A 20,259-nucleotide genomic window follows, 5' to 3' on the forward strand; every position below is an offset into this window, starting at 1 on the left:
TAAAATCGTTCTTGTCCCATCGTGCGCGCCAAAGTGATCCGCCTCTCTATTGCGTTCATATTGTTCACACAGCAGAAACTTAAACTTCCCCGACGAAGGAGTCAGCCAGATGGTCAGCAACCCGCAGGAGGTTGCCGCTGCCAATGCGCCGGTCCCGTTGACCCGCGACGGCTGGTCCTTCGCGGCACGAATCTTCGCCGCGCAGATGCTGCTGGTCATCGTGGTGGTGGTGTGGCTGGGAATCGCTTCCTACCAGCAGCAGGCCCGGGTGGTCCTCGATGTACGCCAATCGACCGTGGCCACGGTGTCCACCACCTTGGCCAACGACCCGTTTGTGGTTGACTCCTTGCAGCAGCCGGATCCCAGCGCCGACTTGCAGCCCTACACCCAGGACATCTTGTCCCACGCGCCGACGATAGATTTCATCACGATCATGACACCGGACCTGCTGCGCGTGACCCACCCGAATCCGGCCCAGCTGGGCAAGCGCTATTCGGGCTCCACCGCGCAAGCACTGCGCGGGCAGGTCTATTCGGAGCAAGCGGTGGGAACCCTCGGCCGCTCGGTGCGCACCATCGCCCCGGTCTACGCCGCGGACGGCACGCTGGTCGGCATGGTCGCCACCGGCATCACGCTGGAGAGCCTGCAGGTGCTCTACCGCGAGGAGCTCCCGCAGATCCTGCTGGTTTCGCTCTTCGCCCTGCTCTTGGCCGGTTTCACCTCCTGGTCCTTCTCCCGGTACATCCAGAGCGCCACCCTCGGCTTCGGCCCGCACGGGCTGCGCCGGCTCTACGCCTTCTACTTCTCCGCCCTGCATTCGGTCCGCGAGGGGCTGATCCTGCTGGATCGCAAGCACCGCATCGTGCTCTACAACTCCGAGGCGGCCCGGCTGCTGCAGCTTCCGGCGCAGACCCCCGGCGGCGGGTTGGAATTGGCCGATGCCGGCTTGCCCGACACCCTGCGCGAGCTGATGGCCGGTGGCCGAGCCGCCCGCGATGAAATCCATCTGGGCCACGGATCGGTGCTCGCCGTGTCGCAGAGCAACGCCCGGCTGACCGGCACCCAGCTGCCCGGCCGCTACCGCCTGCCCTTGCGCTGGCTGCGCGTGCAGCCGCCCACCGGGCAGGTGCTCACCCTGCGGGATCTGACCGAGGTGCAGGAGCTGACCGGCGAGGTGCAGTCGCTGAAGACCTTCTCCACCGCCCTGCGCGCGCAAACCCACGAACACGCAAACCGCCTGCACACCATCGCCACGCTCATCGAAAACGGCAGCTCGGACAAGGCGCTGGCCTTCGCGGTCGACGACCGGCAGCACTCGCAGGCGCTCACCGACGCGATCGTGCGCAATATCGACGATGTGTACCTCTCCAGCTTGCTGGTGGCCAAGTCCGCCCAGGCGCACGAGCGCGGGGTGACGCTGAGCATCAGCGCCGAAGGCGTGGTGCGTCCGGACACCTTCCACGCCACGGACATTGTGACCATCGTGGGCAACCTGCTCGACAATGCGCTGGACGTCTCGGTGGGCACCGCGGAATCCACCGTCTGGGTGGAGGTCACCGCCCTTGCCGACGAGGTCATCATCGCGGTGGCCGACTCCGGCCCGGGCATCGAACCCGAATTCTTGGAGAACCTGCTGCGCTTCGGGGTGAGCACCAAACAGGGCAGCGCACCGCGCGGGCTCGGTCTGGCCCTCGTCCAGCAGGCGGTGGCGCGGCTTCATGGAACAATGACCATAGACAACGACGCCGGTGCGATCTTCACCGTCACCCTGCCGGTACCGCCCAAGGAGGAGCACGCGTGAGCCACACCGAGCCGACCGCCGAATTCCTCGTGCTGGTGGTCGACGACGAACCGGAAACCGCACGCGCCCACGCCACCTATGTGGACCGGGTGCCGGGCTTTCGCACCGGAGCCATCGCGGCCAATGGACACGGCGCCCTGCAGTTGCTGGCCGAAGCGCACGCCGCCGGCACGCCCTATGATCTGGTCCTGCTGGATATGACCCTGCCGGATCTGCACGGCATCGACGTGGCCCGGCGCATGCGGGGGCGCGGCTACACGCTGGACATCATCGCGATCACCGCGGTTCGGGACTTGGCGGTAGTGCGTTCGGCCGTAGCCACCGGCATCACCCAGTACCTGATCAAGCCCTTCAGCTTCGCGGTGTTTGCCGAAAAACTCGAAAACCACCGGGCGTTCATCGCCACCATGCGTTCCACCGGCTCCTCCACCTCGCAGGCCTCCATCGATACCGCGTTCTCCGCGCTGCGCACCACCAGCGCCTCGCTGTCCCTGCCCAAGGGGCTGATCAGCCAGACCCTGGAGCAGGTGCGCACCCATCTGGCAGCCAGCCCCGCCCGCGCCTTCTCGGCTACCGAGCTCGGCGAAGAACTGGGCCTTTCCCGCGTGACGGCGCGCCGCTACCTGGAGCATCTGGCGATGGCTAATTCGGCGGTGAAGCAGCCTCGGCATGGCACGCGCGGGAGACCGGAATTCGAATACCGGCACAATTCGAGCTAGCGCCGTCCGTGGCGGAATAAGGTTTCCGCCACCTTCTCTCGCGGCGTTCGGTATGATTCGCTGTGATTCCAGGGGCAAATGGTGACCGACTGCGCGGCCTGGTTGGCGATCTCGATGGTGCTCGTCTTAGGACTTTATCCACCGCACAAGGCAAGGGCCTGGCCTCGCAGAATTTCTGCGGGGCCAGGCCCTTGCAGCGTTAACCGTCGGAGGTTCCGGGCTAGGCCTGTGGACGCAGGTACCGGGTCAGGTCATCGAGCACCGTGCTGTCTTCGATGGTCGAGGGCACCGTGTAGTCCTTGCCGTCCGCGATCTGCTGCATGGTCTTGCGCAGGATCTTGCCCGAACGGGTTTTAGGCAGTCCGGCGACGACGGTGACCTCGCGGAAGTCGGCGACCGGGCCGATATGCTGGCGCACCAGCGCGACGATCTCCTTCTTCAGCGTCTCCGCATCGGTGTCGACACCGGATTTGAGCACCACGTAGCCGCTGGCCCGCTGCCCCTTGAGCGCGTCGCTGATGCCGATCACCGCGCATTCGGCCACCGCCGGATGGCTCGCCAGCACCTGTTCCATCGCCCCGGTGGACAACCGGTGCCCGGACACGTTGATCACGTCATCGGTGCGGCCCATCACGAACAGATACCCGTCTTCGTCCAGGAATCCCGAGTCGCCGGTCAGGTAGAAGCCCTCGATCTGGCTCAGGTAGGTGTCGATGAACCGCTGGTCGTTGCCCCACAGGGTGGTCAGCGCGCCCGGCGGCAGCGGCAGCTTGATCACGATGTTCCCCTCGGCACCGGCGGGCACCAATTCACCCAGTGCGTCGCGGATCTCCACGTTGAATCCGGGGACCGGGGTGGTCGGACTGCCGGCCTTGGCGCTCAGCTCCTCCAACCCCAGCGGGTTCGAGGCGATCGGCCAGCCGGTTTCGGTCTGCCACCAGTTATCCACCACCGGGATTCCCAGCAGGTCCACCGCGAAATGGTAGGTGTCCGGGTCCAGCCGCTCGCCGGCGACAAAGAGCGCACGCAGCGTGGACAGGTCGTGGGAGGCGATCATGGCACCGGAGGGATCCGCCTTGCGCACCGCGCGCAGGGCGGTCGGCGCGGTGAACATCGTGGTGACCTTGTGGTCCTCGATGATGCGCCCGAACACGCCCGCGTCCGGGGTGCCGATCGGCTTGCCCTCGTAGAGCACGGAGGTGGCCCCGGCGATCAGCGGGGCATACACGATGTAGGAGTGCCCCACCACCCAGCCCACATCCGAGGCGGTGAACATGACATCATCCGGGTGCACGTCGTAGATCGCATTCATCGAATACTGCAGCGCGGTGGCGTAGCCGCCGGTATCGCGCACCACGCCCTTCGGTGCCCCGGTGGTCCCGGAGGTGTACAGCACGTACAGCGGATGCGTGGAGGGAACCGATACCGGTCCGGCCGGCTGCGCGAGTTTGGCCAGCTCGTCCCAATCCAGCCAGTTCACCGCCGCCGCGCCCTGATATTCGCCGGGCGTATGTGCAAAGCCTTCGCGGTGGGCGACGATGACATCGCGCACCGAGGCATCGGCGAGCGCCAGCGCCTCGGCCACGGCCGGCAGGTATTCGATATGCCGCGAGGGTTCGATGCCGCCGGAGGCGGTGACGATGGCGACCGGCGCGCAGTCGTTGATGCGCGCGGCCAGTTCCTTGGGCGCAAATCCGCCGAAGACCACCGAGTGCACCGCCCCGAGCCGCGCGCAGGCCAGCATGGAGATGACCGCCTGCGGGATCATCGGCAGGTAGATCAGTACGCGGTCCCCGGTTTCCACCCCACGGGATTTGAGCACGCCGGCGAAGATTTCGACCTCGCGAAGCAGTTCGCTGTAGCTGTACTCGGTCTTCGTCCCCAGCATTGCCGAGTCGTAGACCAAGGCCGTGGAGTCTCCGCGCCCGGCGGCCACATGCCGATCCAGCGCGTTGGCCGACAGGTTGAGCTCGCCGTCCGGGAACCAGTTGTACAACGGCGCCTTCGAGTCGTCGATGGCTTGGGTGGGTTCCTTATCCCAGTGCACATCTTGGGCGGCGGTGAGCCAGAACGCGGCCGGATCGGCAGCGGCCTGGTCAAAGGCCTGACGGTATTCCTGTGCCATGTTTCCCTCCTGGGGCCGGGCGTCATCACCCGGCGGCTGTGCGGTAACTTCGATTCCAAGCGTATGAGCGCAGTCACATGATCGCAAGTGTTATGTATACATTTCTCGTTATTTGACGAAAAATATTCGGGCTCTCTGTCGCTTTTTCGCTATTCGTGTATACAATCGAACCATGAAAGCAAGTGACAAGGTCTACGAGAGCCTGCGCCGAGACATCGTCGAATGGCGTTTGTCACCGGGCACGGTACTCGCCGAGGTGGAGCAGTCGGCCAGGCTCGGAGTCTCCCGCACCCCGGTGCGTGAGGCACTGGCCCGCTTGGTCGCCGACGGGCTGGCGGTGCAGCAGCGCGGGCGCGGTGCGATCGTCTCCGAGGTTTCCGAATCCCACGTCGAGGACCTGTTCGTCTTGCGCCGGGCGCTGGAATGCGAAAGCGCGCGGCTCGCGGCCCGCTCAAGCCGGAGCGAGGCCTTCGCCAAGCTGGCACGGCGCTTCGAAACGGCCGCCAAGCAGCTGCGTGCAAGCACCCCCACCGAGGGCTACTACGAGCTGGTGGGCGAACTCGACGAAATGATCGACGACGCGGCCAATAATGCCTACCTATCTCACGCGCTGCGCACGCTGCGCGTCCACCTGCAACGGGTGCGCCGGCTGGCCAAGGACAACCCCGATCGGCTCGAGCAGTCCGCCGGCGAGCATGCGGCGATCGCCCGGGCCATCGCTTCGGGCAAACCAGAGGTCGCCGCGGCGGCCACCACCGTGCACCTGCACCAATCGTTTGAACACATCATGACCCACGCGGTCGCCTCTGAAAGGACACCATGATCAATCATCCAGTTCGCGTTTACCGCTCCGAGGAAAATCTGGCCCGCGAGGATCAGCTCGCCCACAAGATCGCAACCGTCGCGGTCGACCCGGTAGAGGTCACCGCCGAGGTCACCGACATGATCATCAACCGCATCATCGACAACGCCTCGGTGGCCATCGCCTCGCTGAACCGCGGCCCGATCATCGCCGCCCGCACCCAGGCACTGGCCCACGCGCCGTCCACCGGCGGGACGGGCGCCAACGTCTTCGGCATCACCGAGAAGGTCTCCCCCGAATGGGCGGCCTGGGCCAACGGCGTGGCCGTGCGCGAGCTGGACTACCACGACACCTTCCTGGCCGCCGAGTACTCCCACCCGGGCGACAACATCCCGCCGATCCTCGCCGTCGCCCAGCACACCGGGGCCTCGGGCAAGGACCTGATCCGCGGCATCGCCACCGGCTACGAGATCCAGGTGGACCTGGTCAAGGCGATCTGCCTGCACAAGCACAAGATCGACCACGTGGCGCACCTGGGCCCCTCGGCCTCCGCCGGCATCGGCACCCTGCTCGGCTTGGATCTGGAAACGATCTTCCAAGCCGTCGGCCAGGGTCTGCACACCACCACCGCGACCCGCCAGTCGCGCAAGGGCGAGATCTCCACGTGGAAGGCCCATGCCCCGGCCTTCGCCGGCAAGATGGCCGTCGAGGCCGCCGACCGCGCGATGCGCGGGCAGACCTCCCCGGTCCCAATCTACGAAGGCGAAGACGGCGTGATCGCCTGGATGCTCGATGGCAAGGACGCCGCTTACGAGGTGCCGCTGCCCGAGGCCGGCGAGGCCAAGCGCGCGATCCTGGACACCTACACCAAGGAGCACTCCGCCGAATACCAGGCGCAAGCCTGGATCGACCTGGCCCGCAAGCTGCACGGCGAGCACCCGGAAGCCACCGATCCGAAGAACGTGGCCTCGGTGCTGATCAAGACTTCCCACCACACCCACTACGTGATCGGTTCCGGCGCCAACGACCCGCAGAAGTACGATCCGACCGCGTCGCGCGAAACCCTGGACCACTCGATCCCTTACATCTTCACCGTCGCGCTGCAGGACGGTGCCTGGCACCACGTGGACTCCTACGCCCCGGAGCGAGCCGGACGCGCGGATACCGTCGAACTGTGGCACAAGGTCACCACCGAAGAAGACGCCGAATGGACCCGCCGCTACCACTCGCTGGACATCGCGGAGAAGGCCTTCGGCGGCAGCGTCGAAATCACGCTGAACGACGGCACTGTGATCACCGATGAGATCGCCGTGGCCGACGCGCACCCGCTGGGCGCCCGCCCCTTCGCCCGCGAGCAGTACATCAACAAGTTCCGCAGCCTGGCCGCGGGCCTGGTGGACGAGCAGGAGATCGACCGCTTCATCGCGGCCGCCGAAAACCTGGAAAACCTCGGCGCCGGCGAGCTGGAGCAGCTGAACATCGTCGCCGCCACCGGCGTGATCGACCAGTCGAACGCACCGAAGGGCCTGTTCTAACATGCTGTACTCAACCCTCACCCCCGCCGCGAAGCGGGTCGCGCTGCGCGAAATGCTCACCCCGGGTGCCGCCCGCCAGTTCCCCGGGGCGTTCAACCCGCTCTCGGCCAAGCTGATCGGCGAGAAGAACTTCGACGGGGTCTACATCTCCGGCGCGGTGCTCGCCAACGACCTGGGCCTGCCGGACATCGGGCTGACCTCGCTGACCGAGGTCGCCACCCGCGCCGGGCAGATCGCCAGGATGACGGACCTGCCGGCGATCGTGGACGCGGACACCGGATTCGGCGAGCCGATGAACGTGGCCCGCAGCATCCAGGAACTTGAATACGCCGGCCTGGCCGGCTGCCACATCGAGGACCAGTTCAACCCCAAGCGCTGCGGCCACCTGGACGGCAAGAACGTGGTGGATACCGACACCATGCTCAAGCGCATCGCCGCCGCCGCGGACGCACGCATCGATGAGAACTTCCTGATCATGGCGCGCACCGACATCCGAGCGGTGGAGGGGCTGGACTCGGCCATCGACCGGGCCAAGGCGATGGTCGATGCCGGGGCCGACGCGATCTTCCCCGAGGCGATGAAGAATGTTTCGGAATTTGAAGCGGTCTGCAACGCGGTCGACGTGCCGGTGCTGGCGAATATGACCGAGTTCGGCAAATCCGAGCTGTTCAACCGCCAGGAGCTTGCCGACGCGGGCGTCGCGCTGATCATCTACCCGGTGACCTTGCTGCGCAGCGCCATGGGCGCCGCCGAGCGTGTGCTCGACGCAATCAGCGAGGATGGGACTCAGGAGCGTGAAGTGGATAACATGTTAACCAGGTCACGCCTCTACGAGCTTGTCGACTACGAGGCGTACAACCGGTTCGACACCGGGATCTTCAACTTCCAAGTCCCCACCCTGGACATCGATACCAACAACTCGAACCTCTAGCACGGGAATCCATCAACGAAGAGGATGAACTCATGACCACCACCGAGGAAATCAAGAAGGGCCTTGCAGGCGTCGTCGTGGATTACACGGCCGTCTCCAAGGTCAACCCGGACACCAACTCGCTGCTCTACCGCGGCTACCCGGTGCAGGATCTGGCGGCGAACAAATCCTTTGAAGAGGTCGCGTTGCTGCTCTGGACCGGCGAGCTGCCCAGCGAGTCGGAGCTGACCGAATTCTGCGCCTTCGAGCGGGCCAATCGTGCGCTCGATCCGCGGGTGAAGGCAGCCATCGATCTGCTGCCCACAGATTGCCACCCGATGGATGTCGGACGCACCGCGGTCTCGGTGATCGGCGCGAACCACCTGGAGGCGGAGAACTCCTCCCCCGAGGCGGAACTGCGCAAGGCGAAAGAGCTCTTCGCCGCCTTCCCCGCGGTCGTCGCCTACGATCAGCGCCGCCGCCGCGGCCAGGAAGTGGTGCCTCCGCGCGAGGACCTGGACTACTCGGCGAACTTCTTGTGGATGACCTTCGGCGAAGAAGCCGCGCCGGCGGTAGTCGACGCGTTCCGCGTGTCGATGGTGCTCTATGCGGAGCACTCCTTCAACGCCTCCACCTTCACCGCGCGAGTGATCACCTCGACGCTCGCGGATCTGCACTCGGCGGTTACCGGTGCCATCGGCGCCTTGAAGGGTCCGCTGCACGGCGGCGCCAACGAGGCAGTGATGCACACCTTCGACGAGATCGGAATCGACAAGAACGAGTCGCGCAAGGATGCCGCGGCCCGCGCAAAAACGTGGATGGAAGAAGCCCTCGCCGCGAAGAAGAAGGTCATGGGCTTCGGCCACCGGGTCTACAAGCATGGGGACTCGCGCGTGCCGACGATGAAGGCCGCGCTGGATAAGATGATCGAGCACTACGATCGCTCCGAAATGCTCGGCCTGTACGACGGGCTGGAATCCGCGATGGACGAGGCCAAGGCGATCAAGCCGAACCTCGACTATCCGGCGGGCCCGACCTACCACCTGATGGGCTTCGACACCGAAATGTTCACGCCGATCTTCATCGCGGCGCGAATCACCGGCTGGACCGCCCACATCTTCGAACAGCGCGCCTCCAACGCGCTGATCCGGCCGCTGTCCGCATACAACGGCCCGGAGCAGCGCGCCCTGTAAACACCTAGCGCAGCTACGGCTCATTCGGCGGGGTCGGATCTACGGGTCCGACCCCGCTCTTGCGTTTCCGGCAAGTACAGTCTATTGTTTTTCGATAGGTATGCATCGCTAAGCGACAATTGGAGAGTGTCACATGGGTAAATCGAGCACTTTGGCGTTGCGAATCGTGCTGGGACTGGTAGTCCTCGGCTCGCTCTTCATCCAATGCTTCATGATCCCCCTGGCGGCCATGGAACTGGCCGACCGTCCAGCAGAATTCGCCTACCTGCGCATCTCGTTGTTCAGCTACGCGGTATTGGCCCTGCTGATCGTCCAGATCTGCTGCGTCTGCGTGTGGAAGCTGGTCGCCCGGGTGCGGCGCGGAACGGTATTCACCCACGCCTCATTCAAATTCGTCAACATCATCATCACCGCAATTGCCTCCGGAGCGGTGCTGACATTCGTACTTGGCGCGATCATGGCCCCTGGCGAGGCGGTGGCTCCCGGCGTAGTGCTCCTGGTCGGCGGATTCGGTGTCCTGCTAGCGGGCATCGCCCTGATCGTCTTGGTGCTGCGTCATCTGCTGTCGCAGGCGGCGACCACCGAAGCCCAAGCGGCCATGCTACGCACCGAGTTGGGCGGGGTGATTTAGTGGCCATTCGAGTGGATATCGATGTGATGCTTGCCCGACGCAAAATGGCGGTCGGCGAATTAGCCGAGCGGATCGGTATTACCCCGGCCAATCTTGCGGTCCTGAAGAATGGACGTGCCAAGGCGGTGCGCTTCAGCACACTGGAAGCGCTGTGCCAGGTCCTGGATTGCCAGCCGGGCGACCTTTTGATATTCGAAGCCGAAAACCACGATCCGCGCGGATCCGAAGCTCCGCTGTCCCAAGCCACGCTTCCATCCGACGCGTCGAAAATAGCCTAGTCCCAGGGCTCGAAATCGATCGATTGCACCGCCAGATTATCCGCGGCCAGAATGATCTTCGCGGTGAACCGCGTCCCTGCAGCCAAGGCCGGGAGCCAGAGTGGGGAATCCTCCCACATCTGCCTCACCGGCAGTTCACCGACAGGGAACCATAACGGTTCAAGTTCCTCGCTGGGCGAGGGCATTCCGCTGGCGATTCGCGCAGTGAAGACCGCACAGTCCATATCCGCGCGCGGATTCGCCGGAAAGGTGAAGGCCACCCGGGCGGCGAGCGTCAGATCTGCCGATTGCACACAAGCCCCGGTCTCTTCGCCGAACTCCCGCATCGCAGCCTGCTGCGCAGACTCCCCGGGCTCAATCTTTCCGCCCGGCAGCACAATGTTCCCCTGCCCAAAGCCGCGCAGCTTGCGTCCCAAAAGCAGCTCGGTGCCCCGGGTGCCTTCGCGCAGCAGCGCCAAGAGCGCGACGGGTTGCGGCTGGGTCACCATCGTACTGGCCCCACTCCGCTAGTTCACGCGCGGGTGCGCGAAGAGGTACGCCTCCCGCAGCGAATCGACGGTGACCTTCGTGTAGATCTGCGTGGTGGTGACCGAGGCATGGCCGAGCAGTTCCTGCACCACGCGAACATCCGCACCGCCCTCCAACAGATGGGTGGCGAAAGAGTGGCGCAGCGTGTGCGGGGAAACGTCGCCCTGAATCCCGGCGCGTTCGGCGGCCTTGGACAGGATCAGCCACGCCGACTGGCGCGATAGCCGCCCACCGCGCTGATTCAAGAACAACGCGGGAGTGCCTTTGCCTTTGGCGGCCAGCCCCGGACGGGCCCGCACCAGATAGTCGCTCACTGCGCGTTGCGCATATCCGCCCACCGGAACAACGCGTTCCTTGGAGCCCTTGCCGAACAGCCGCACTACCGCGTCGGCGGCAAAGTGCAGGTCGTCGACGTCCAGGGCGACGACCTCGGAAATGCGTGCCCCGGTGGAGTACAAGAATTCGAGAATCGCCCGATCGCGCAACCCCGCGGGAGTATCGAGAGCGATCGAGTCGAGGATCTGGGTGACGGCAGAAATGCTGATCGCCTTGGGCAGCGACTGGCCGACGGCCGGAGGCTGCACCTCGCGGGCCGGATTCGGGGAGCAGATTTCCTCTAGCTCCCAATACTTATGCAGTTGCCGGATGGCCACCGTATGCCGGGCGACCGAACGCGCCCCCAGCGCCTGGTGCTCCGCATCCCCGCGGGCCAGCTGTTGCAGGTAGCCGCTGACCTCATTCTCGGTGAGGCGTGCCGGGTCGGTGATGCCGCGCGCTTCCAACGCTTCTTGGTACCGGGTCAGATCCCGTCGGTAGGACTCCAGCGTATTCTTCGCCAGTCCGCGTTCAATGGCCAGATGCTGCAAGTAGCGGCGTAGCGCGGAAGCGAACTTCGAGGACTTCGGGCTTGGTACCGCGGCGTGCTCGGGACTGCTCATCGCTACGATGAGGCTTTGCTGCGCAGCCCAGGGTGCGCTTCGAAGGCGCTGTTCGCCTCGCGTAGCGAGGCGTAACCGGTGGCTCGGGCCGCGTGCGCTGCCAGCAGGCCGACAACCGCCGAAGGGTTGTGGATCTCCCCGGCGAGCACTGCGGCAACAGCCTCGTCCAAGGGCACCCAGCGGGTGATGATTTCAGCTTCTTCTTCGGTCCGTGCGTGGCGTTGGTCCTCTGGCACCAACTGCACATCGCGCGCCAAGAAGATGCGCAATGCCTCGGAGGAAGAGCCCGGTGAGAGGAACACATCGGTGAGCACCGACCAGGTCTCGGCGGTGCTATCGGCTTCTTCCCAGAGCTCGCGCTTCGCCCCGTCCAAGGGCGGCTCGCCAGCCACGTCGAGCAGGCCAGCGGGTAGCTCCCATAGCCGCATGCCTACCGGGTGACGGTATTGGTTAACGAGAAGGACCCGTTCACGCTCATCGAGGGCGAGAATCGACACGGCACCAGGGTGCACGATGTAGTCTCGCTCGATGCGGGTTCCATCATCCGAAAGTTGCACCGTATCGTGGACGACATTCCAGATGCGTCCTTCATAAACGGTTTCGCTGGCGATGAGCTCTCGTGGTGAAAGTTCATCGGCTATCGGTTGTGGTTCCACGCGAACGGGCCCTTCTATAGGTATTACCTTGCTGGTACTACCTTAGACGGTTTAGAACCGGGTTTTGCTTAGGCGTTGCGCTTGGCCAGCGCCGCGGCGACCAGACCTGCAAACAGCGGGTGCGGACGGGTTGGGCGGCTGGAGAGTTCCGGGTGGGCCTGCGTGGAGACGTAGTACGGGTGTACGTCCTTAGGCAGTTCCACGAACTCGACAAGCTGTCCGTCCGGGGAGGTACCGGAGAAGACCAGACCTGCTTCTTCGAGCTGCGCACGGTAGGAGTTGTTGACCTCATAGCGGTGACGGTGTCGTTCTGCGACCTCGGTCTTGCCATAGGTTTCAGCCAAGACCGATCCTGCTGCGAGCTTCGCGTCATACAGTCCCAGACGCATGGTGCCGCCAAGATCGCCCTTTCCGTCAACGATGCTCAGCTGCTCTTCCATGGTCGCGATGACCGGGGTGGAAGATTCTGGATCGAATTCGGTCGAGGAAGCCCCTGGCAGGCCGGCCATGTTGCGGGCGTACTCGATCACCATCGACTGCAGCCCCAGGCAGAGGCCGAGGGTTGGAATCTGGTTTTCGCGAGCGAAGCGCAAAGCTCCGAGCTTACCTTCCAGGCCGCGAATGCCGAATCCGCCGGGGACGCAGATCGCTTCGGCGCCCTCAAGCGACTTGCGTGCACCGTCTTCGGTGGCGCAGTCATCCGATGGCACCCAGCGAATCTTGACCTTGGATTCATTGGCGAAACCACCGGCCTTCAGCGCCTCGGTAACCGACAGGTAGGCATCTGGCAGATCGATGTACTTGCCCACCAGAGCGATGGTCAGTTCATGCTTCGGGTTGTGCACCACGTCCAGCAGTCGGTCCCAGCCCTCCCAGTCCACGTCGCGGAACTTCAGTTCCAAGGTCTGCACGATGTAGGCGTCAAGGCCCTGGGAGTGCAGGATCTTGGGAACTTCGTAGATGCTTGGCGCATCGGCGCAGCTAATGACCGCTTCGGTTTCCACATCGCAGGTACGGCCGAGCTTGGCGCGCATCTCGTCGGGAATTTCACGGTCCGAGCGGATTACCAGTGCGTCTGGCTGAATGCCGATGGAGCGCAGGGCTGCCACCGAATGCTGGGTTGGCTTGGTCTTCAGCTCATGGCTTGGACCAATGTATGGAACGAGGGAGACGTGCACGAAGAAGGCGTTCTTCCGGCCGATATCCTGGCGGACCTGGCGGGCCGCTTCGAGGAATGGCTGGGATTCGATATCGCCGACGGTGCCACCGATTTCGGTGATGATCACGTCCGGGGCGGACTTGCCGGCACCGGGATCGGTGGCGGCCAAACGCATACGACGCTTGATCTCATCGGTGATATGCGGGATGACCTGGACGGTGTCGCCCAGGTATTCGCCGCGACGTTCGCGTTCCAGAACGGTTGAGTAAACCTGACCGGTGGTCACATTCGCGCTGCCTGGAAGATTTTCATCCAGGAAACGCTCATAGTGTCCAATGTCCAGGTCGGTTTCTGCGCCATCGTCGGTAACGAAGACTTCACCGTGCTGGAAGGGGTTCATTGTACCTGGATCGACGTTCAGGTACGGATCGAGCTTCTGCATGGTCACTGAGAGACCACGAGCTCGAAGTAGATGTCCAAGGCTGGATGCCGTCAATCCCTTACCCAGGGAGGAGGCCACACCGCCGGTGACGAAGATATGCTTTGTCGTTTCAGACGACCGAGAATCACGAGTTAAATTACGCTGCACCACGGGATTTCATCCTATCACCATTGCTCGCTTGCGCGAATACCGACCATCCACTTTGCAACTCTACGACACGCATCCGCGATGCCAAAGTCCGATTCCGCAATCTAGCGTGCGCTCTTCGTCACCAGAGCGTCGACCATCTTTCGCGCGTCGGCGAGCAGCTCTTCGGCATGCGCCTGCGCGGTGTCGGAATCCTCCTGACCTGCCAGCATGCGCGCCAACTCGCGCACGCGCTCGGCCTCGTCCAAGGTGATTACATCGCTGGCGGTAAACCCTGCACCGGCCGCGGATTTTCCATTTGAGGTCTTGATCACCCGGATATGACGATCTGCGTAAGCGGCAACCTGGGGCAGGTGTGTGACCACAATGACCTGCACATGGCGCGCGAGCATGGCTAACCTCTCACCAATGCTTACCGCCGCCTTGCCGCCCACGCCCGAGTCGACCTCGTCGAAGATAAAGGTTGGCACCGGGTCCACCGCCGCGAGCACCACCTCGATGGCAAGCATCACGCGTGAGAGCTCACCACCACTGGCCCCCTTGCCCAGCGGCCGCGGCGAGGCGCCGGCATGCGGAGCAAGCAGCATCTCGATCTGGTCTTGGCCGTAGGCACCGGGTTCAGGCAATTCACTGATCTCGACAAATAGTTTCGCATCCGGCATGGCCAACGCCGTCAATTCCTCGCTGACCCGCTTGGAGAGCTTTGCGGCCGCCTTACGACGAGACTCGGATAGTTCGGTAGCCAGCGACGCGGCCTTCTGCTCCAGTTCGACCACCGTGCTTTCGAGCTCCTCGATGCGGGTGTCATCGGAACCAAGCTGCTCCAGCCGCTGTCGGGACTCATCAGCCCAGGCAAGCACCTCATCGATGCTCGGTGCGTACTTGCGCAGCAGCTTGTTCAGTTCCGCGCGGCGGGATTCGATCAGCGCCAGCCGCTCCGGCCCCTCTTCATCGAGGTCCGAAACATAGCTGGCCATATCACTAGAAAGTTCGGAGGCGAGAATGCCCAATTCTGCGGCGCGCTCGGCAAATGCCGCCAATGCTGGATCATCGCCGCTTGACTGCGCGAGCACACCGCGAGCGGATTCGGCCAGGGTGGTGATCCCGGGGGTCTCAAAATCTTCGCTGTCGACGATCGCGCGAGCCTGCTGGCTGGCGTTACGCAGCGATTCGACATTGCCCAGCTTGATTGCGGTTTCGCGCAGTTGTTCGTCTTCGCCTGGCATTGGCTCCAGCGAATCGATCTCGTCGAGAGCCAGTCGTAGATTTTCGGCTTCGCGCACCCGATCTCGCGAGTCTTGCTTCAGCGCCGCGAGTTCCTTGCTGGCGGTGCGCCACTGCCGATAGGTGCGCTGATAGCTGCTTAACGTGCGGGCAAGGGCCGAGCCAGCGAAACGGTCCAGCGCGTCGCGCTGCGCGCTGGCTTCCTTCAGACGGATCTGATCGGACTGACCATGCACCGCGACAAGCTCTTGGCCCAATTCGGCCAGCAAGCCTACCGGAGCGCTTCGTCCTCCGACAGTCGCCTTCGAGCGCCCCTGCGCGGACAGCGACCGGGTGAGGATCAGTTCGCTCTTCTCCCCCACCTCGTCCACGAACGCGCCGGCATGGGTGGCGGATTCAAGTACGTGATTGTCGGGCTCCAGATGCACGACCGCTTCGGCCAGCGCATGCTTGGCGCCGTTTCGCACGGCACCTGCATCGGCCCGCCGCCCAAGCAATAGTGACAAGGCGGTGATGACCATGGTCTTACCCGCGCCCGTTTCACCGGTGACTACCGTCAACCCCGGCCCCAGTGGCAGAGTTGCCTTAGTGATCACACCAAGGTTGGAGATCGAAATTTCCTGAATCATAGCCCGCTCCCGGTCGTTCTAGTTCATGCGTTCCAGTTCTCGTCCTAATAGTACTTGCTCAATCGTAAGTTTGTTCGAATATTGTTACTGCGGGTCGTGTTTTCTACTGCTTAGTTTCGTCACGGGCTACCAAGGGGATGCTTGGTTCGTCCTTGTGGTGCGGCTCAATGCTTTGAAAGCCCGGGCCGGTCACCTGCAGCGCGGTGGTCGCCGGACGACGATCGTCCTCGTCGGCAGGTCCGCGCCAACCCTGGATGGGCAATTCAAACTTCTTCACCAGACGTTCGGAGAAAGGAGTGGTGTTCAAGCGAGCCATGCGTACCGGTATTTCACTGCGCGTAACCTCGATGCGTGCACCCGGAGGCAGGTCGATGGTACGGCGCCCATCGCACCACAGCACCGCACCGGCCTCTGAGCGAGTGAGCGTCTCCACAGCCATAACCGAGTCCGGGGAAACCACCAGCGGTTTGGCAAACAGCGCATGCGCACTAATCGGGACCATAATCAGCGCGGCAACCTCTGGCCAAACTACCGGGCCTCCAGCCGAGAATGCATAGGCGGTAGATCCGGTGGGGGTAGCCATCACGACGCCATCGCAGCCGAATGTGGAGATTGGTCGACCGTCTACCTCGATTACCACTTCGATCATGCGTTCACGGTTGGCTTTTTCAACGGCGGCTTCATTCAGAGCCCAAGTTTCGGCCAGGCAGACATTGTCCAACCACACTTTAACCTCGATGGTCATCCGCTCTTCGACGGAATATGCACCGGAGACGAGATCCCGTACGGTGCTCGCCAGCTCGGAGCGCTCGGCCTCCGCAAGGAAACCGACATGCCCTAGATTCACGCCTACCAATGGCAGCGGCGCTTGGCGGACCAGTTCCGCGGCGCGCAGCACCGACCCGTCGCCGCCAAGGACTACGCCCAGATCCACCTCATCGATGGTGCAGTCCTGGTCCAAGATCTCCATGGGAACCTGCAGCCCGTGGCTGGCCTCCAGCACTGCTTCGTGATCCTTTTGACGCATTACCGGCATCACACCTGCCGCATCGAGCAACCCACAGGTTTCGATGGCCGCGGCGATCGCTTCTTGGCGCCCGGTGTGGGTGAAAACTAGAATGCGTCGCAAGGCAGGCTGCCCCTCTCTGGTTCGAGGTATGTGCTTGGCGCTGAGTATGTCACCGCACAAGCAAGTCACTTCTAAGAGTAGTCAACCGCGTCCCACATTTCGGTTTCACTGACCGATTGTTGATGACCGGTTGGAACTTTTCCGAGCCAGAGGAAGAATTCAACGTTGCCGTCTTGTCCGGGCAGCGGGCTGCGGGCTACTCCGCAAAGCTCCAGCCCAGCTTCCCGCGCGGCTTTCACGACGCCTTCAATGGAGCTGCGGCGTAGCTCGGGAGATGAAACCACACCGGTGCGGTTCAAGTGGTCGCGGCCAACTTCAAACTGCGGCTTGACCATCAACATCAAGGAACCGCCTAGGCGTGTTGCTCCCGCGAGCGCATCGATCACCAAGCGCAAGGAGATGAAGGACAAGTCGGCCACTACAAGGTCGACTTCTCCTCCAATATCTTCGGGTTTCAGATAACGAACGTTAAGCCCTTCAAAAACCGAAACCCGTCGGTCTTGGCGGATCTGATCGACGAGCTGTCCATGCCCAACATCGGCTGCCACTACATGCTTAGCCCCGCGGCGCAATAGCACATCGGTGAATCCGCCGGTCGACGCTCCTGCATCGAGACAGCGCATAGACATTGGGTCGACGGTCGTAAACACATCTAGTGCTCCGGCAAGCTTGTGCCCGGCTCGGGAAACGTATTCTTCGCCGATACTGGCCAGCACTTCGAGCCTGGCCGTGGTCGGAATTTTTTTGGCGGCCTTGGTGACGCACACTCCATCGAGCAACACCCGGTGAGACTCGATGAGCTTGGCGGCCTCGGTGCGCGAACGGGCCAGAGATCGAGAAACAAGTTCCTGATCGAGTCGGTTCATCCGTGGTGCTCCGTGGAATTGAGTTCGGCTTGGAGGGAATCGAGCAGCTGCTCATATACTGCGGCGTGCGAGATCACATCCTGCTGCCCTAGCGAGGATAACGTTGCGTCTACCCGCTGGTCGTCCATGGGGGCTACCGGCTTGGGGCGAGGGGGTTCCATGTTCACGTCATTCACCTCTGTGCTCGTCGCAGGGTATCCAATCCGCGGGAGGTGAACTGGATTTCTGGGCTGACATGTTCTTGCTGACGCGAATGAGCCAGCCACCATGCGTGACACGCGGCCCGCCAGGCATTCAGGTCCGATTCGTTCCCGTTGACCTCAATGGAGTCACCTTCCACCTTAGCTACAGACTCGCCGACTTGAACCCCATATCCGAGGACCTTGATCGTCGGGTACGGCCGGTAGAGGTCCGCGAGACTTGAAATCAAGTAGTTTGGGCGTTCGGCAACCGGGGCCCCGAGCGCAGTGCGCGGGGAATCTACACCGGTCAGCACCAGCGCGGTTGAGAACCCCGCCCGATAGCCACCGAGAATATCGGTGTCAAGACGATCACCGACTACCAATGGGCGCCGAGAATCGAGTCGGTCCGCGGCGCGGGAGAAAAGATAGGATTCAGGCTTGCCGGCCACACGTGGGGTCACACCGGTGGCCAGTTTTACCGCGTGGACCAACGAACCGTTGCCCGGGGCGATGCCCTCGGCGCGTGGAATCGTGAGATCCGTGTTTGTGGCAACCCACTGGGCGCCGTTGTTGATGGCATAGCTTGCCTCGGCTAGATCATTCCATGCGACGTTAGGATCGAAGCCTTGGATCACCGCCACCGGCTCGTCTTTGTGCGATTCGACGACTTCCAGTCCCCGCACCGCGATGCATTCACGCAGATACGGGGACCCGACCACTAGGACCTTGCTGCCCGGATTCAATTCGCGTGCCAGCATTTCGGCGCCGGCATCGGCAGAACCGAAAACCTGCTCAGCACCGGTTTTCACACCAAGCTGACGCAGGTGGGCCGCGACCGACATCGGCGATCGCCCCGCATTATTGGTGATGAACGCCAGAGCGACGTTTACTTCGGCTAGTGCATTCAACGACTCGACGGCGTCGGGGATCCCATTGGGACCCGCATAGACGACGCCATCGAGGTCGGAAAGCACAGAATCAAATCCGGAGATCAGCATTCGGTACTAGTTCCTACTTCTGGGAGTCGGTTTCGGTCTCGATCTCAGCCTCGGCCTCTTCGGCTTGAACCTCGACCAGTGCGTCTTCTTCATCGATGCCGGTCTGCTCGGCAACTGAGTCGTCTTCGTCGATACCGTCTAGTTTGGCATCAACTTCGTCTTCCTCGGCTTCGTCCGAGTCGGCCTCTGCGACAGCATCGTGCTCATCAGCTACGACGACGATGTTTTCATCAACCACGTCCTTGGCCCGTGGACGCTCATCCTCTTCGTCCATCTCTGGAGCCAGATCCACGATGAAGGATTCGGTTTCTTCCTCGATGCCTAGGGCCCGCTCGGCAGTAGCGACCTGAGCAAACCAGCGCTTTGACTCTTCGCCACGTCCAGCTGCGGAAAGCAGATCAGCGTAGGCGGTGAACAAACGCGGGCTGAACGAATAGGCACGGTTGAAGTCTAGCTGCTCCAAGGACTCCAGTTCCGACAGGGCCTTATCAAGTTGTCCCAAGTCGCCGAAGCAGCCTGCCGCAACCATATGCATTTCGACCTTCACTGCGGTTTCCAGGTTCGCGCATTCCTCGGAGTGCGCCAGTTCGATAGCCTTTTCGGCACGGCCCAGGCCACGCAACGAGTCGGCAATCAACGGCAGGTTGTAGTCCGAACCGGAGATCCGGCGGTGAGTGCGCAGTTCACGCAACGAATCAGCATATTTGCCTGCGTGGTAGGCAGCGATACCAACTGCTTCTCGGACGACCGCAACACGGCCACCACGACGGGAAGCTGCCAGTGTGTGCTCGTAGGCCAGCTCTGGATCTTCTTCAAGTAGACGCCCGGCCATTACAAGGTGCTTAGCAACCCAGCTTGCCGAACGCTCTTCGAGATAGCGAAGCTGGGCGCGTGCGACGCGATCCAGCTCCTTACCGGTAACGTCCTCGTCGATTTCTGGCGACTGCTCACGGTCGGGACGGTTCGAGATGCGCAGGTCGCCCGGGTTGTGAGCGCGAGGTGCCTCTGCTCCCCGGTCGTCAAAACGGGTTCCGCGATCGGGGCGGTCGCCCTTGCTTCGGAAGTCACCGCGGTTGTCATCACGCTTGAAACCACCGCCGCGGTTGTCATCACGGGCGCCACCACGGCTGTCATCACGCTTGAAGCCACCGCGGTTATCGTCACGGCTGCCACGGAATCCGCCTTCGCGGTTGTCATCACGCTTGAAGCCACCACCGCGGTTATCGTCACGGGCGCCACGGAATCCGCCTTCGCGGTTGTCATCACGCTTGAAGCCGCCACCGCGGTTGTCGTCGCGTTTGAAACCACCACCGCGGTTGTCGTCGCGTTTGAAACCACCACCGCGGTTGTCATCACGCTTGAAGCCA

Annotated in this window: 19 protein-coding genes; 8 read left to right on the top strand and 11 right to left on the bottom strand. The window is 63.0% G+C overall.

All coding sequences use genetic code 11. From position 1 onward, the window contains the following. Positions 1-109: 109 nt before the first annotated feature. Positions 110-1,801: an ATP-binding protein gene (locus tag CQ017_RS14890; RefSeq protein ID WP_105554335.1), complete on the top strand. Its 1,692-nt coding sequence runs from the start codon at positions 110-112 to the stop codon at positions 1,799-1,801. Then, a complete protein-coding gene (locus CQ017_RS14895) occupies positions 1,798-2,520 on the top strand; it encodes a response regulator (protein WP_105554336.1) in 723 nt (240 codons plus the stop codon). Before CQ017_RS14890 ends, CQ017_RS14895 begins: the two co-directional genes overlap by 4 nt. Positions 2,521-2,740: 220 nt before the next feature. On the opposite strand, the gene CQ017_RS14900 is transcribed toward CQ017_RS14895, so the two are convergent. Further along, positions 2,741-4,645 carry an AMP-binding protein gene (locus CQ017_RS14900; protein ID WP_105554337.1) on the bottom strand — a complete coding sequence of 635 codons (1,905 nt, stop codon included), beginning with the start codon at positions 4,643-4,645 and terminating at the stop codon, positions 2,741-2,743. Between the two features lie 172 nt (positions 4,646-4,817). On the opposite strand from CQ017_RS14900, the gene CQ017_RS14905 reads away from it, so the two are divergent. From CQ017_RS14905 to CQ017_RS14930, 6 genes are all read left to right on the top strand, one after another. Then, positions 4,818-5,468 (top strand): GntR family transcriptional regulator, encoded by a 651-nt coding sequence (locus CQ017_RS14905; RefSeq protein WP_105554338.1) that lies wholly within the window; start codon positions 4,818-4,820, stop codon positions 5,466-5,468. After that, the gene (locus CQ017_RS14910; RefSeq protein WP_105554339.1) at positions 5,465-6,982 is read left to right on the top strand and encodes an MmgE/PrpD family protein; all 1,518 of its coding nucleotides are present in this window, start codon (positions 5,465-5,467) and stop codon (positions 6,980-6,982) included. Before CQ017_RS14905 ends, CQ017_RS14910 begins: the two co-directional genes overlap by 4 nt. A gap of 1 nt (position 6,983) precedes the next feature. Then, positions 6,984-7,913: a methylisocitrate lyase gene (gene prpB / locus CQ017_RS14915; RefSeq protein WP_105554340.1), complete on the top strand. Its 930-nt coding sequence runs from the start codon at positions 6,984-6,986 to the stop codon at positions 7,911-7,913. A 32-nt stretch (positions 7,914-7,945) separates the two neighbouring features. Continuing rightward, complete coding sequence (locus CQ017_RS14920; protein ID WP_105554341.1) at positions 7,946-9,085, top strand: bifunctional 2-methylcitrate synthase/citrate synthase; 1,140 nt, start codon at positions 7,946-7,948, stop codon at positions 9,083-9,085. 133 nt (positions 9,086-9,218) lie between these two features. Further along, positions 9,219-9,716 (top strand): DUF2975 domain-containing protein, encoded by a 498-nt coding sequence (locus CQ017_RS14925; protein WP_105554342.1) that lies wholly within the window; start codon positions 9,219-9,221, stop codon positions 9,714-9,716. Continuing rightward, positions 9,716-9,994 carry a helix-turn-helix transcriptional regulator gene (locus tag CQ017_RS14930; protein ID WP_258133720.1) on the top strand — a complete coding sequence of 93 codons (279 nt, stop codon included), beginning with the start codon at positions 9,716-9,718 and terminating at the stop codon, positions 9,992-9,994. Before CQ017_RS14925 ends, CQ017_RS14930 begins: the two co-directional genes overlap by 1 nt. On the opposite strand, the gene CQ017_RS14935 is transcribed toward CQ017_RS14930, so the two are convergent. The 10 genes from CQ017_RS14935 to CQ017_RS18185 all read right to left on the bottom strand — a co-directional run. Further along, positions 9,991-10,482 (bottom strand): 8-oxo-dGTP diphosphatase, encoded by a 492-nt coding sequence (locus CQ017_RS14935; RefSeq protein ID WP_105554343.1) that lies wholly within the window; start codon positions 10,480-10,482, stop codon positions 9,991-9,993. The two genes, CQ017_RS14930 and CQ017_RS14935, sit on opposite strands and share 4 nt — an antisense overlap. A gap of 18 nt (positions 10,483-10,500) precedes the next feature. Next, on the bottom strand, positions 10,501-11,460 hold the full coding sequence (xerD, locus tag CQ017_RS14940; RefSeq protein ID WP_105554344.1) for a site-specific tyrosine recombinase XerD: 960 nt from the start codon (positions 11,458-11,460) through the stop codon (positions 10,501-10,503). A 2-nt stretch (positions 11,461-11,462) separates the two neighbouring features. Then, positions 11,463-12,116 (bottom strand): NUDIX hydrolase, encoded by a 654-nt coding sequence (locus CQ017_RS14945; RefSeq protein WP_105554345.1) that lies wholly within the window; start codon positions 12,114-12,116, stop codon positions 11,463-11,465. Positions 12,117-12,184: 68 nt separating this feature from the next. Beyond that, on the bottom strand, positions 12,185-13,867 hold the full coding sequence (locus CQ017_RS14950; RefSeq protein ID WP_105554346.1) for a CTP synthase: 1,683 nt from the start codon (positions 13,865-13,867) through the stop codon (positions 12,185-12,187). A gap of 101 nt (positions 13,868-13,968) precedes the next feature. Further along, on the bottom strand, positions 13,969-15,717 hold the full coding sequence (gene recN, locus CQ017_RS14955) for a DNA repair protein RecN (RefSeq protein ID WP_105554347.1): 1,749 nt from the start codon (positions 15,715-15,717) through the stop codon (positions 13,969-13,971). Between the two features lie 103 nt (positions 15,718-15,820). Beyond that, on the bottom strand, positions 15,821-16,846 hold the full coding sequence (locus CQ017_RS14960; RefSeq protein ID WP_105554348.1) for an NAD kinase: 1,026 nt from the start codon (positions 16,844-16,846) through the stop codon (positions 15,821-15,823). Positions 16,847-16,917: 71 nt separating this feature from the next. Then, complete coding sequence (locus CQ017_RS14965) at positions 16,918-17,712, bottom strand: TlyA family RNA methyltransferase (protein WP_105554349.1); 795 nt, start codon at positions 17,710-17,712, stop codon at positions 16,918-16,920. Then, positions 17,709-17,879, bottom strand: coding sequence for a hypothetical protein (locus CQ017_RS18180; RefSeq protein ID WP_181150466.1), 171 nt, complete (start codon positions 17,877-17,879; stop codon positions 17,709-17,711). Before CQ017_RS18180 ends, CQ017_RS14965 begins: the two co-directional genes overlap by 4 nt. A gap of 5 nt (positions 17,880-17,884) precedes the next feature. Further along, on the bottom strand, positions 17,885-18,892 hold the full coding sequence (locus tag CQ017_RS14970; protein ID WP_181150467.1) for an HAD-IIA family hydrolase: 1,008 nt from the start codon (positions 18,890-18,892) through the stop codon (positions 17,885-17,887). Between the two features lie 13 nt (positions 18,893-18,905). Further along, positions 18,906-20,259: hypothetical protein (locus tag CQ017_RS18185; RefSeq protein WP_105554350.1), on the bottom strand; the 1,354-nt coding region annotated here is incomplete at its 5' end.

This window comes from Arthrobacter sp. MYb224, assembly GCF_002975455.1.
Lineage (GTDB): Bacteria > Actinomycetota > Actinomycetes > Actinomycetales > Micrococcaceae > Glutamicibacter.